The organism is Burkholderia cepacia (assembly GCF_001718835.1).
GTDB classification, from domain to species: Bacteria; Pseudomonadota; Gammaproteobacteria; order Burkholderiales; family Burkholderiaceae; genus Burkholderia; species Burkholderia cepacia_F.
On record NZ_CP013444.1, the window covers coordinates 1,125,306 to 1,138,501 of the forward strand.

The 13,196-nt window shown below is 58.0% G+C and carries 9 protein-coding genes and 2 pseudogenes; 3 read left to right on the forward strand and 8 right to left on the reverse strand.

Annotation, left to right across the window (positions count from 1 at the left end; translation table 11 throughout):
- The first annotated feature begins 267 nt into the window (after nucleotides 1-267).
- On the forward strand, nucleotides 268-1,119 hold the full coding sequence (locus tag WT26_RS25350) for an IS4 family transposase (RefSeq protein ID WP_069271085.1): 852 nt from the start codon (nucleotides 268-270) through the stop codon (nucleotides 1,117-1,119).
- A 411-nt stretch (nucleotides 1,120-1,530) separates the two neighbouring features.
- Here the strand turns inward: WT26_RS25350 and WT26_RS36315 are convergent, their stop codons facing one another.
- The 3 genes from WT26_RS36315 to WT26_RS25360 form a co-directional block, all read right to left on the reverse strand.
- Complete coding sequence (locus tag WT26_RS36315; protein ID WP_080485733.1) at nucleotides 1,531-3,096, reverse strand: class I adenylate-forming enzyme family protein; 1,566 nt, start codon at nucleotides 3,094-3,096, stop codon at nucleotides 1,531-1,533.
- 8 nt (nucleotides 3,097-3,104) lie between these two features.
- Nucleotides 3,105-4,076, reverse strand: a complete 972-nt coding sequence (locus WT26_RS25355) for a LysR substrate-binding domain-containing protein (RefSeq protein ID WP_230461728.1) — start codon at nucleotides 4,074-4,076, stop codon at nucleotides 3,105-3,107.
- Between the two features lie 236 nt (nucleotides 4,077-4,312).
- Entirely contained in the window at nucleotides 4,313-4,603 is a 291-nt protein-coding gene (locus WT26_RS25360) for a PaaI family thioesterase (RefSeq protein ID WP_335622473.1), read from the reverse strand.
- A 376-nt stretch (nucleotides 4,604-4,979) separates the two neighbouring features.
- On the opposite strand from WT26_RS25360, the gene WT26_RS25365 reads away from it, so the two are divergent.
- Both WT26_RS25365 and WT26_RS25370 read left to right on the forward strand, forming a co-directional pair.
- Nucleotides 4,980-6,479, forward strand: coding sequence for an aldehyde dehydrogenase (locus WT26_RS25365; protein WP_069271086.1), 1,500 nt, complete (start codon nucleotides 4,980-4,982; stop codon nucleotides 6,477-6,479).
- Nucleotides 6,480-6,715: 236 nt separating this feature from the next.
- The gene (locus WT26_RS25370) at nucleotides 6,716-7,930 is read left to right on the forward strand and encodes an ABC transporter substrate-binding protein (RefSeq protein ID WP_420480954.1); all 1,215 of its coding nucleotides are present in this window, start codon (nucleotides 6,716-6,718) and stop codon (nucleotides 7,928-7,930) included.
- A 38-nt stretch (nucleotides 7,931-7,968) separates the two neighbouring features.
- Here the strand turns inward: WT26_RS25370 and WT26_RS39125 are convergent.
- The 5 genes and pseudogenes from WT26_RS39125 to WT26_RS25390 all read right to left on the reverse strand — a co-directional run.
- A pseudogene (locus WT26_RS39125) lies at nucleotides 7,969-8,148 on the reverse strand (hypothetical protein); the annotation flags it as partial.
- A 23-nt stretch (nucleotides 8,149-8,171) separates the two neighbouring features.
- A pseudogene (locus WT26_RS25375) lies at nucleotides 8,172-8,876 on the reverse strand (IS3 family transposase); the annotation flags it as partial.
- Between the two features lie 402 nt (nucleotides 8,877-9,278).
- Nucleotides 9,279-10,604 (reverse strand): MFS transporter, encoded by a 1,326-nt coding sequence (locus WT26_RS25380; RefSeq protein ID WP_060292786.1) that lies wholly within the window; start codon nucleotides 10,602-10,604, stop codon nucleotides 9,279-9,281.
- A gap of 90 nt (nucleotides 10,605-10,694) precedes the next feature.
- The gene (locus WT26_RS25385) at nucleotides 10,695-12,218 is read right to left on the reverse strand and encodes a bifunctional 3-(3-hydroxy-phenyl)propionate/3-hydroxycinnamic acid hydroxylase (RefSeq protein WP_069271087.1); all 1,524 of its coding nucleotides are present in this window, start codon (nucleotides 12,216-12,218) and stop codon (nucleotides 10,695-10,697) included.
- Nucleotides 12,219-12,275: 57 nt separating this feature from the next.
- Entirely contained in the window at nucleotides 12,276-13,127 is an 852-nt protein-coding gene (locus WT26_RS25390) for a fumarylacetoacetate hydrolase family protein (RefSeq protein WP_060292784.1), read from the reverse strand.
- Between the last annotated feature and the right edge of the window lie 69 nt (nucleotides 13,128-13,196).

The following is a 13,196-nucleotide window of genomic DNA, read 5'->3' on the forward strand; positions in this document are numbered from 1 at the left end:
ACGAATACCATTATCCGCTCTGCCAAGCACGTGATGTCGTTCCCACGTATCGGCCGTCCACGTCTAACGCTGGCGCGAGTGCCAAAAGGCGCTCCGCCCTAGGATCTCCGTTCTTATGTACGGAATGGCCAAACCCTGGCACCGACAATTGCGCCGTTGTGCGTTGCTGCATCGCATTCAAGGCCTGAGGATTACCCATAAGTGAGGTTGTAAACCTCGGCCGTCGGTGTTAACTTTTTCCCGTTCTGTTGATGCATCGGTGGCAAATTGGCGATTGAGAACGACACGGCCGATTGGGCGAGTGAGGAGTTCGCGCAGGCGAAACTTGGCGATGCGGGCCTGTCGCAGCACCTGGTGGCCTTGGCTCGTCAACTTGCTGCAAGTCCGCACACGTCGCTGCCCCAAGCGCTGTCGCCCGCTGAACTGAAGGCGGGCTATCGATTCTTCGACAACGACTTGGTCGACACTGATGGTGTGCTGGCGCCGCATATCGCACAAACGCTGCGCCGCATGGAGCAGATTCCGGTAGTGCTGGCCATACAGGACACCACCGAATTCAACCTGACGCATCTGCATGCCACTGACGGCCTGGGTCCCTGTACCGGGGGCAATGAGCGTGGTTTCCTGATGCACAGCCTGCTGGCGGTCAGTCCGGAGGGCTTGTCCTTGGGCGTGCTCGGCATGAAGACATGGGTGCGCACTGCAGCAGCCATGGGCAGTGCCGCGCAGCGCAAGTCCCGCCCCATCCACGAGAAGGAAAGCGTCAAGTGGCTCGAGGGGCTTGCGCATCTGTCGGCCCTGAAGGCGCGATGTGCACACACGCAACTCATTGGCATCGGCGATCGTGAACGCGATGTCTATGAACTGTTCGCCGCACAACGACCAGAGGGCGTGCACTGGCTGGTGCGCGCGGCATGGAACCGCCGCGCCCGCGATCCCCAAGGCAATCTTTGGCAAGTCGTGCTCGATACCCCAGCAGCCGGTCACATGGAACTGCTGGTGGGCGGCTACCTCAATCGTCACAATGATCCTCCGCCCGGCGCAACTGTCATCTGGAGAGGCTTCCTCGTCCTGCAAGAAATCACCGAGATGTTTCGCATCTTTAATTCAGGTCCGTAACTTTGCGGGTAAAACCCAGCATTCAAGGCGAAGGCTTCCATACTGGACCGGTTCGTGTTGCTGAGGACGTCAACCAGCATGTTTCCGACGTCTTCGGCCGCACCTAGAATCCCCGACCCGCGTCCGAGCAGCCCGGCCGCGACTGCGCCTTCGGGGTGTTCGGGGCAGAGGCCAAGGTCACGCGTGCCGCCTGAACCGAAGGCACCAGACCGTGTTCCGATATCACCACCAGGCACGCGTCGGCCATCCGCTGAGTGCTGCCCGTCTGCACTCAGAGGCTTTGTTGCGTTGCAACTGTCAGCGTACGGGCCATGCCCGTGTTCTCTGCTTGCTCGGATAGCGGCGATGGGGATCAGAGAAACTCGCGAGGGCCGTCTGGCCAGGGCCGGCAGATGAGATTTGTCGGGCCGACTATTGACGACGTAGAACTACTCGATGCCATCGAGCAAGGAGCGCGTCCCGCCGCAGCTTGCCCCGGGAGGAGCGAGGAAGTGCCTCGATTGACCAGATATTGGCGGGGCGCTTTTCTTTCGGCAGTCTGGTTGCCAAGTAGGCTCGTAGCATGTCCGGCTTAGTGCTAGCATCTTCGCGTAGGACAACATAGCAAACGATGTCCTGTCCATAGATCGGATCAGGGACACCCACGGCAGCGGCTTCTACAACGTCACCATGCGCCAACAGGGCATCTTCAATTTCACTTGGTGCGACTTTGATGCCTCCTCGTATCACCAGGTCGTCCATGCGCCCCAGCAGTTGTACGAAACCATCTTCATCGCGTTGTGCGAGATCACGGGAGTAGAGCCGTCGCCCGCGGACGGCACGTATTGAACCGTCGATTTCAAGTATTCCAGCGGCCAACTTTGGGCCTTCCAATACAACTTGTCCTGCCATTCCAGCGGGGCATGATTGGCCCTCGAAATCCACGACGTCGAAAGCCGTATATGGAACGGGCAGACCCACGGTCCCGATCTTGCGATTGCATAGGCGATTGCCGCAGATCCAGCCGGCTTCTGTTGAGCCATACATGTTGAGAACTGCGATAGCGGTTTCCTGCTCGAAGCGTAGCCAAGTGCTGCGTGACAATGGTGCAGAACTGCAGGTCATTAGACGCAGGCTCGACGCACAAGCCCGTAGCTCCTCGATTGGGCCGTTCAGCAGCATGTTGAGAACGGTAGGTACACCGGCGGAGATCGTGATTTTGTGGTTCGCTATCCAGGCAGGAAATCGACTGCGTGAAAATTGACGTGCAAGATGCAGGGTTGCGCCGCTTTGGAGAAAGGGCATCAGCGAAAGAATCTGGGGCGAATACCAACTGAGTGAGCGGTATTCGAGAATGCGATCGCTTTCGCTAAGTTCCAGTAGGTAAGCGCTATCCAGGCCGTTGAGCCAGTACGATGCGTGATCGTGCAAGACAATCTTTGCCGCTCCCGCGCTACCGGAGGTGCAGCACGCCGCGGCAATGTCGTCCGGCTTTGTGTTTGGCATGGCCAGGGTGGTATTTGAAGGCAATGCCGAAAGATGGATTGTTTCTGCCTGCTGCGATGGTTTCGAGCAGCTTCCCCAGCGGCCATATCGAGCGCTTGCGCGAATACCCGCTGGCAAATCAGCCGCCATGATGCTGGCACCGTAGAGTACAAGTGCCGGGTTCAACGCATTGAATGCGACTTGCGTTGCGACGGCTCCAAGTTGAGAGGTGTCGAAGGGGCACACGATGGCGCCAAGGCGCCACAATGCAAGCCACATCAGTACGGTCTCAATGCCGTCATCAATCAGTAGGGCAACTCGGACACGCTCAGATACGCCGAATTTCTTCAGCTGAAGCGCTATGCCATCCACCACACCTGCAAGCTCAGCGAAGCTGATGTGCTGCTCACGCTCGACGTCTACGATAGCAATCTTGGCGGGGTGCCGATTGCGATGCCCGGCTAGCACTTCGGCCAGGGAGCGCCATGGTGTTCCAGTGCTTGACTTGTCCATCGCACCTTTCAAGAGTCGTTAACAGCAGTGAGCTTGTGAGGGATGGGCTGAGTATCCACGTGTGTCAGCTGTGTCAGTGCCCATTCCCTAAAAAGCTCGACCTTCCCGACCTTCGCTTTGGCCATCGTTGACGTAATGTAGTAGCTGGAACCAGACGAGACACGCGGACCAAAGGGCTGGACGAGAGTACCCTGAACGAGGTCGCGGTCGACTAGCGGAGTACGTCCAATCGCAAGGCCACTGCCCTCGATCGCCGCAGTGAGTGAGGTCAGCTGGAGTTGGAAAACGGCTTCGCCAGCGAAGTTTACTTCACTGTAGCCCGCGGCATCGAGCCATGCCGGCCAGTCGTCCTGGTATAGGGAGTAGAAATAAGTCCGGATCCTCACAAACCGGGCTAGCTTGTCTTCAATGCTCCCATGGGAACCGATCTCTTCAAGCAGGCGAGGGGAGCAAACCGGGAAGAATTCTTCGCCCTGGATGAGGTCGGCGCGCATGCCTCCCCATCTTCCCGCCCCATATCTGATGGCTACATCGTAGTTGTTGCTTTCGAAGTCGTCGAAGTTTGAGCTCGTCGACAAGTGAAGCGCGATGTCTGGATGTTTGCGCTGGAAGTCGGGGAGCTTTGGAATCAGACATTTGACGGCATAGGTCGGCAAGCACGCGATCGTGAGCACTGTATTGGCCTTTTTTTTGCGCGTGTTCTCGCTGGCAATGGCGAGCATGCTGATCGCCTCATTGACTGATCGCAGGTATTCCACCGCCGCAGGCGTAAGCGTCAGCATGTTCCGCTGGCGGACGAACAGCTTCGTGTCGAGCCGATCTTCGAGCGTTTTCACCTGATGGCTGATCGCGGTTTGGGTGATGTCGAGTTCTCGAGCAGCCTTCGTGAAGCTCAAGTGACGAGCCGCCGACTCGAAGGCGATCAGACTCTGAAGGGAAGGGATAAACGGTCTCATGGTGTGCAATTGCGGCGTTGGCATCGTGCGCTACGTAGCCAGTCGGGTCGCAGCACATTTAATAAATAATTGTTACCCAGTATAATTAGTTTACTGCAGGGCGTGTTGAAAGCAAGGAAATCCGGGCTCGGTAAATTCCCTAGGTACATCCATGACCGAAACGTTTCGATTCGACCCTATGGAGAGATGAGAGTGATCCGGTGCGTTGCTTGCCGTGGCACAACGATTTTTCACAGTTCGAGCCTGCGTATGGCGGGGAATCACTGCTGTCTAGTCACTTTGAAACTACCTTGCGCTGTCGCCAGAAGGACTCGGTGATCCAACCAAGCCTCCCCGCGCGCGAAATATAGCGACCGGCCTCGTTGTTCGAGAAAACCTTTAGCGATGACCGTACCGCTTGTCCCACTGTTGAGGAAGTTCAGTGCCAAGGACACTGTGCGCCCATGAACGGGTTCGTGCGACGCAAGGTTATACAACCCGGAGTACCCGCACGCGACGTCCAGAAGCGTGGAGATGACCCCGCCCTGAAGAACCCGCTGTCTATTGAGCATACTCGCACCGATTGGTAGGTGGAATTCGCAGTAGCCCTCGAACCATTCGGTGCATGACGCACCGACTAAGGCGAGGAATGGATTGTCAATGATGATGGGACTGTCGTGAATTTCCACGGAATCTCACTCTCTATATGCACGCAGGACTCATGTAGCGTAGTAGGTCCGGGCAGGTATGGCGAACGAAAGCCATTCATGTGAGCCATGAGATCGGCTTGATTGCTGCGAGCACTGCGTAGCCAACAGCAGTATTGTTGGCGTAGGGGCGACTCCAATGACCGCTCATAGCTGGGATGAAAAACTATCGTTCGCACGGGTGCGGCGCAGGAGCTAGTCTTTTCTCACTTTCCAAAGCGACTCATGAGGCTACCCTCCCATGGCAATCACGTCTTCCGCAAATCCGTTAACAACGTTCGAACGCGTTAACATGTACATTGGTGGGGCTTGGGTCGAGTCCTCAAGTGGCAAGGTGCTCGAGAGCATCGATCCGTATCGTCAAAAGGTGTGGGCGGTCGTGCCGGACGCATCGGAGGACGATGTCAAGTCGGCGGTAACCGCGGCTCGGGATGCGTTTGATAACGGCCCCTGGCGGCGTACTACGCCGCAGCAACGTGCCGCCTTGATGCGTAAGCTTGGTGATTTGATTGCCCGCGATGCTGAACGAATGGCGCGAATCGAGTCCTCGGACAACGGCAAGTTGTATCGAGAGATGCTCGGCCAGTGGCGATACCTGCCCGAGTGGCTGTACTACTTTGCCGGCCTTGCTACGCAAGCTTGTGGGGAGCTCCTGCCCAGCGACCGACCGAACTACTTGGCCTTTACCCGTAAAGAGCCGGTTGGTGTGGTGGCAGCAATTACGCCATGGAATTCACCGTGCCTGCTGATGATGTTCAAGCTCGCGCCTGCGCTTGCAGCGGGCTGCACCTTCATCGTCAAGCCTTCGGAACACACACCGGTTTCCACCTTGAAGTTTGCCGAACTGATGGAAGAGGCGGGATTCCCACCTGGCGTCTTCAATGTTGTCACCGGGGGACCGGACGTGGGCCGGTGGCTGGTGTCCGATGCCCGCCTGGACAAGATCACGTTTACTGGGTCGGATGGCGTTGGCAAAGCCATTGCCCGTGCGGGAGCAGAAAACCTCGCGCGCGTTTCGCTTGAACTCGGTGGAAAGTCACCGCAACTCGTCTTCGACGATTGCGATGTCGAGGCGGTTGCAAATGGTGTCATTTCGGGCGTGTTCGCGGCGACCGGGCAGACCTGCATGGCCGGTTCCCGCTTGATTGTGCATCGATCTATTCACGACGAAGTTGTTGAGCGTGTCATCAGCCGAATCAGGGAGCTCAGGCTTGGTGATCCCATGGATCTGGCGACGGAAATGGGGCCCGCAGCGACAGAGCCACAGTTCCACAAGGTTCTTTCAATGGTCAAGGTGGCCGAAGCGGAGGGGGCAACGCTTGCGTATGGCGGCAGGCAGGCTCCGGAGGGCGGCTTTTTTGTCCTGCCCACGGTGCTGACCGGTGTCCGGAACTCCATGAGCATTGCCCGGGATGAAGTGTTTGGGCCGGTGTTGTCAGTCCTGACCTTTGACAGTGAGGATGAGGCTGTCAGCATCGCCAACGACACTCGATATGGCCTGGCCGCGGGCGTTTGGACACTGAACGTGCAGCGGGCGCATCGCGTCGCCTCGAAATTGCGCGCCGGCACGGTCTGGATCAATGCGTACCGGGTGACCGCACCCTTTGCGCCTTTCGGTGGTTTCAAACACAGCGGTATCGGGCGTGAAAACGGCCACGACGGCATGGCTGAATTTCTTGAGACAAAGACTGTCTGGGTCGAGCTGAGCGGGGATTTGCGCGACCCGTTCACCATGGGCTAGCCCATTCATCATTGTTCCTGCGGTGTCGCCTGTGTCGTAGAAAACGGCACTTTAGGAGTGGTATCGCGGCTCTATTTCCATTGCACTTGAAAGCGAGTGTCGCGATGTGCCGCTTGTGTCGGCACAAGGTTTTTAATTATGAGATAAATCTTTGTATTTTCATATTGCCATGCAAGTGGCGATGGCTTGTTATGTCTGATAAAAATAGAATATTTATTTAACTATCGGAGGAGGCGATGAAGAGAATGGAACTCTTTGCCGTAATGATGGCTGTGGCGACGTTTGGTGTGGCCACTGCGTACCCGGTTCGGGCACAGGTGCCCACAACTCCCGTGAAGATTGGATTCGCGACGGATATGAGCGGACTCTATTCCGATATCGATGGTGCAGGCGGGGTGGAGGCAGTGAAGATGGCGATTTCCGACTTTGGCGGGCAAGTCGCGGGCAAGAAGATCGAACTGCTTGCGTTCGATCATCAAAACAAGCCGGACGTTGCCTCCACAAGGTCAAGAGAGCTGATTGATGTTCAGAAGGTCAATCTGCTGCTGGGCGGCGTGAACTCTGCCGTTGGCCTTGCAATGTCGAAGATCGCGGCCGAGAAGAAGGTGGTCTATATCTCGGTCGGTGCCGGTACGGCACGGCTGACTAACGAGGAATGTACGCCGTACACCATCAACTATGCGCTTGACACCATTGCGCAAGCTCGCGTGGCGGGAAAGGCAGTCACGAATCAAGGCGGGAAAACCTGGTTCTTCTTGGTTGCCGACTACGCCTTTGGACATTCGCTTGAGAAAGACACCTCCGAAGTAGTGAGGAGCAACGGTGGCAAGGTAATCGGTTCGGTGCGTCACCCTGTTTCGGCTTCAGACTTTTCGTCCTACCTGATGCAGGCGCAAGGTTCCCGGGCGCAAGTGCTCGCATTGGCCGATGCCGGCAGCGATTTGCACAACGCGATCAAGACCGCAACCGAGTTCGGCATCAATAAGAGCATGCGGATGACGGCGCTCATGCAATTCATTTCCGACACGCACGCCATGGGGCTCGGTGTGACCCAAGGCATGTACTTGTCGGATGCCTGGTACTGGGATCTAAACGACCAGACGCGTGCATGGTCAAAGCGGTTCTTCGAAAAAACAAAAAAAATGCCGACCGTGCTTCAGGCGGGCGCCTACTCCGCTACGTTGCATTATCTGAATGCGGTGAAAAGCGTTGGTGCGACGGACGCGGACAAGGTGATGGCAAAGATGAAGGAATCGAAGGTTAACGACATTTTCGCAAAAAACGGTTACATCCGGTCGGATGGGCGCATGGTGCATGACTATTACCTAATGGAGGTGAAGAAGCCGTCGGAATCCAAGTATCCATGGGACTACTACAAGGTGGTGAAAACGGTGCCAGGGGAGCAAGCATTCAACACGAAGGCGGAGTCAAAATGTTCTCTCTGGAAATGATTGTCTTTTGAGTTTAAAATCGACTCAAATAAATAGAACTAGGAGGAGAACAGGTGGAGTTGACCCTGTAACTCCGGACAAAGCGTCACACTAAGGATTGCTGAATCCATCGAGCGCCGGAACTCGCGAGGCGAGCGGTATTTCCGCGCGCTATGGGGATGTTTTTCGTTGTAGTGCTCGAACGCGATGGCCAGGTTTCGTGCAGCAGTCGCTGTTACCTGAGGTGGAATTTTGTGACCAATCAAGCAGTGAGTCTCGCGTCGATATTATCGGAATCCAGCCAGGCTCGATGGACCGTGGCAGGAGGTTGATAGCGATGAGCGCTATGGGGCCGACGCTCGTTGTAAAACTGTCGCCAACGTTCGATGAGTACCTTGGCCTCGGCCCGGCTGCGGAACTATTCGCGATTCAGCAATTTGTCGCGTAGCTTGCCGTTGAAGCTCTCGACGAATCCGTTTTGCCACGGGCTGCCGGGCGCGATGAAGGCCGGGACGATTGCAGCATCTCTTAGCTAGCACATGACCTTGGCGGCGGTAAATTCGGCGCCGTTGTCCGACCGCACAAATACCGGCTTGCCGTACAGGCGCATCAGTCGCGACAGCGTCAGGATCACATCCTGCGAACGCAGGCTGGCGCCGACCTCGATCGCCAGGCACTCGCGGGTGTATTCATCGATCACACAAAGCATCTTCAACGCCCGCCCATCCACCAACTGGTCGTGCACAAAGTCGTAGCTCCAGACCGAATTGGGCTGGGCGGTGCCTGGCAGGCGTATGTCGTTGCCACAACGACGTCGGCGAGGGCGCCGCCGCGGAATGTTGAGCTGCAAGGCTCGCCACATTCGTCGCACACGCGATTCGCCCAGCGTCAGCCAAGCCGACATCCGCCGGTAGTCGAAGCGCGGCACCTCCTGCGCGGCCGCAATCAGTTGCTCGCCCAGACGCCGAAACGTCAGGTCAGTGCTGAAAGCGGCGTTCACGCCGAGCTCCGCGGAAATCCGCTTCGTGTGCCGCCTTCACTTGGTATCAGATTAGCATTCCGCCTGCTATGGCGGTTTTTCTGCAAGACGGTGGAGGGAAGGCACTTACCTTCATTCTGGGTCTCGTTATATTTGGCAACATAGGTTTTGAGAAGATTGGCGCTGATGTGCGGGGCTCTTTGGACCGAAGTACCGGCCCAACTTGTATTCACGAATCGGCATCCGTGCAGACAGGCGAGAGCCGCCGAAGCACGGATCACGGCAGACGATCTACCAGCAGGTCGCCCTTCGGCTCGGGAAAAAAACAGAATCGGAGAGCGGTGTCGGGCGGCTAGGTTGTTTCGCGATGGTTCGAGCCAACCACACACGTCATTCGGCTTCCCGGTGAACTGAGCTCGGCAGCAGACTTGCCTTTGGCAAGGCAAAGCTCGCGAGCAAGGCGGCTGCGCATGCACCGATGACGTAGTAAGCGGGTGTGGTCAAGGCCCCTGTCTCACGAACCAGCATGGTGGCGAGCAACGGTGCAAAACCGCTGAACACGACCACCGAGATGTTATACGCCAGGGCGATGCCACTGAACCGGACCTGGACCGGGAACTGATCGGCGAGGACAGAGGGCCACGTACCGCTTGCCAGTGAAAAGACCACCGCCGCAAGGACGAATAGAACGACCGGATTGACGGTGTGATTCACAAGCGCCAAGTAAAACGGGTAGCTCAGCACAATCAGCAGCGCCGCTGACGTTCGCAACAGGTATCGGCGCGCGACCTTGTCCCCCAGCCAGCCCGCAGCGAGCAGCCCGAAGGAACTGACAACCAGATAGGCATTCTGGGCGATCGCCGCCGTGCGTGGCGAATAGTGCAGCTGTTGGACCAGATAGGCCGGCATGTGACCGTAGAGGATGCCGTTGACGCCAGCCATCACTGCGATCGTGAGCGCTCCCGCGACGACAGCTTTGCCATGATGTCGCAGCGTCTCGCGAAATGGTCGCTTGACGACCGCACCATGCATCTCCTTGAACTCGGGGGACTCGTCCAGATTGCGACGCATCCAGTAGGACAACAGTCCACAGAAGCCGCCGAACAGGAACGCGATCCGCCAGCCATAGGCCGCCGCGTCAGCGCTGGAGAGGTAGCTCTGGATGCCGAGATTAACGAACGTCGCAAGCAAGACGCCCACGTTGACTGCACAGATGATTATGCCTGCGGCCAATCCTGCACGATGTGGCGCCGCTTCCACCGCATAAGTAATTGCGCCCGGCATTTCACCGCCGACGCAGAAGCCTTGCAGCATGCGCAACAAGATGAGCAGGATTGAAGCCGTGACGCCCCAGCTCTGGTAATTGGGCAGCAAGCCCAGACAGATCGTAGCCGAGGTGACCACGATGATGGAGCCCAGGAAGACCGGACGACGGCCGTAACGATCCCCCCAGCTACTGAGGACGATACCACCAAGCGGTCGGATGAAATAGCCGATCGCTAGCACCGAGAACGCGGCCAGCATGCTGATCAACGACGAGGCGTTCGGGAAGAACTGGGCCGCGATGTAATGGGCGAAGAAACCGTATACGATGAAGTCGTAAAATTCCAGCGACCCGCCAAGGCTCGCGATGAGAATCATCTTCCACTGCGCCCGCGATAAGCCGGCAGAGTGTGAATGGTCAGCGGCGCCAACCGGGTGATGAGATAGCTCCATGACTCCTCCAAAAATTGTTGGCTTCTTCGTCTAATAGGTTTGTGTGGTCGGACGCATCAGCGGCTCAACGCCGTCGGTGCGCCGGGCCGGTTACGCACAGGCTGTCTGCAGTGCAGGGAATGCGTGTTCGAGCAAGCTGTTCAACGATGCGATGTCATGTGCGACGCCGTACACATAGCGGTCAGGACGGATCAGTACCGCTGCGGCGCCTGTTACCACTAACCACGCATTCACCGCATCCCCGTCGCTGACGATCTGGACCCCCGCCCGTTCAGCACGATCGGCAATGTCGTCACGTCCGGCGAGAAATTCGGGCAACACGACGAGTGCAAACCGGTATCCGACGACGTCATCCATCAGACGTCCATCCGCCAGGCGCGGTTGGGGCGCGATCTGTCCAACCACGGCCGACGAGGATGCGTCGAGACAGGCTCCCGGGCCCAGCTTCGGTTGCGGGGTGACGAAGTTGCGAATCGCGGCGCTCATTTCGCTATCGCGGTTGTTCGCGGCCTCAGGACTGGTCGTCTGAATGACCGAACCAAGTTGCACCGCGGTTTCGATAAACTCGCGCACATGAGGCGAACGCTCCGATTCGTAGGTATCAATCAGACCGTCGGGCGAAGTGCCGCGAATGACGGTGCCGAGCTTCCATGCAAGATTCGACGCGTCGCGGATGCCGGCCGCCATCCCCTGTCCCATGAAGGGCGGTGTCTGATGCGCGGCATCGCCAGCAAGCAGCAGTCGTCCGCGGCGCCAGCCGTTCGCCACGACCGAGTGGAAGGTATAAATCGCGGAACGCTCAAGTCGGGCGTTGGCCGGGGAAATCCAGCGGGCGAGCTTATCCCACAGCCATTCGGGAGACGCGAGTTGCGTCGCATCGTCGTCCGGCATGACCATGATTTCCCAGCGGCGGCGATTTCCCGGACCACGGGTATAGGTCGTCGGGCGCGCCGGATCGCAATACTGAATGGAGAAATCTCCGAGATCGGGTCGCGGGGTGTCGAGCAAGACATCGACCACGACCCAACGTTCATGCGATTTCAGATCGGTGAGTTCGGTACCCATGAACCGACGCGCAATCGAGCGCGCGCCATCGCAGCCGACTACGTAGCGGGCCGTCGCACGCCCGAGCTTGCCGCAACTGGTGTCTTCAAAGCGCAGTTGGACGCAATCGTCCGTTTCGTCAAGCACAAACACTTCGTGACGCAGCCGTACGTCTACGTTTGCCTGAGCAGCCAAGCGATCGCGCAACGCGTTTTCGAGGTCCGGTTGATGAAACTTGTAACTTGCGCACCAGCCCTGCGGGCCAATGCACGTGGGGCGTGCCCAGTCGATGAGAAGCTGGCCCGCGGCATTCACGAATTTCATGCCGGGACCGACAAACAGTTTGGGAAGCAGTGTGTCTGCGAGCCCAATGCTCTGAAACACCCGCATGCATTCGCCGTCAAAATGCACCGCGCGGGGCAGCGCAAAAATGTCCTTGTCTCGCTCCAGCACGAGTACCCGCACGCCTTCGATCGCCAGCAAGTTGGCCAGCGTCGCACCGGTCGGACCGAGGCCGATGATGGCGACATCGTAGTCGCATGCGTGCATCGAAATGGTTTTATCTGACATGTCTACATCCGCTTGATGAGGCGCCGGACTCGCAGGGGCGCGTCCGGCAACGAATCTTTAGGCTTCGTCGGCAATCGGATTGGAGAGGACGCCAATCCGGTCTACTTCGACTTCGACCCGGTCGCCGGGCTTCATGAACAACGGCGGATTACGCTTTGCACCGACGCCGCCGGGCGTGCCGGTGACGATGACGTCGCCCGGTGCGAGCGGCGTGAAGGTCGACAAGTAGGCGATCTGCTTGGCGATGCCGTGAATCAGCATCTGCGTGGTCGCGCGTTGCACTTCCTGCCCGTTCAGGCGAGTGACGACGGTCATGAGCGCGTTCGGCTCGATCTCGTCGCTCGTCACCATCCACGGTCCGAAGGCGCCCGTGCGATAGAAGTTCTTGCCCGGTCCCCACTGGGTGGTGTGACGCTGCCAGTCACGCACTGAACCATCGTTGTAACAGGCGTACCCGGCGACGTGATTCCATGCGTTGGCTTCAGCGATGCGCCGCCCACCGCGCCCGAGAATCACGGCGATTTCGCCCTCGTAGTCGAACTGTTGCGACTCGGGCGGACGCAACATTGGCTGCCCATGGCCCACTTGCGAAGCCGGAAGCCGCATGAAGATCACGGGCTGCTCGGTGGTTTCGCGATGGGTTTCCTTGACGTGCTCCGCGTAGTTGAGGCCCACGCAGAATATCTGCCCGGGATTGGGAATCACCGGCAGAAGCGTCACTGCCGCCAATAGGTAGTCGCCCTGAGCGCCTTGGGCCGCTTGGACAGCCTCATCCAGTGCGTCAGCGGCGATCAGTGCCTTCAGGTCGGCGTAACGGCCGTTCAGGCGTTTGCCGAGGTCAAACACGCTGTCGTCGCGAACGGTGCCGAAGGAGGGGCCTTGATGGGTAGAAAAGCTGACGAGTTTCATTGATGCTCCAAGTAGATAAAGATCCAGGCAGATCGATGCTAACGACCTACAAAAAGTCGTGCATTTATC

Coding starts and splice junctions, on each gene's coding strand:
- WT26_RS36315 (WP_080485733.1), bottom strand. CDS start 3,096: ATGGACAAGTCAAGCACTGGAACACCATGGCGCTCCCTGGCCGAAGTG.
- WT26_RS25355 (WP_230461728.1), bottom strand. CDS start 4,076: ATGCCAACGCCGCAATTGCACACCATGAGACCGTTTATCCCTTCCCTT.
- WT26_RS25360 (WP_335622473.1), bottom strand. CDS start 4,603: ATGCTCAATAGACAGCGGGTTCTTCAGGGCGGGGTCATCTCCACGCTT.
- WT26_RS25365 (WP_069271086.1), top strand. CDS start 4,980: ATGGCAATCACGTCTTCCGCAAATCCGTTAACAACGTTCGAACGCGTT.
- WT26_RS25370 (WP_420480954.1), top strand. CDS start 6,716: ATGAAGAGAATGGAACTCTTTGCCGTAATGATGGCTGTGGCGACGTTT.
- WT26_RS25380 (WP_060292786.1), bottom strand. CDS start 10,604: ATGGAGCTATCTCATCACCCGGTTGGCGCCGCTGACCATTCACACTCT.
- WT26_RS25385 (WP_069271087.1), bottom strand. CDS start 12,218: ATGTCAGATAAAACCATTTCGATGCACGCATGCGACTACGATGTCGCC.
- WT26_RS25390 (WP_060292784.1), bottom strand. CDS start 13,127: ATGAAACTCGTCAGCTTTTCTACCCATCAAGGCCCCTCCTTCGGCACC.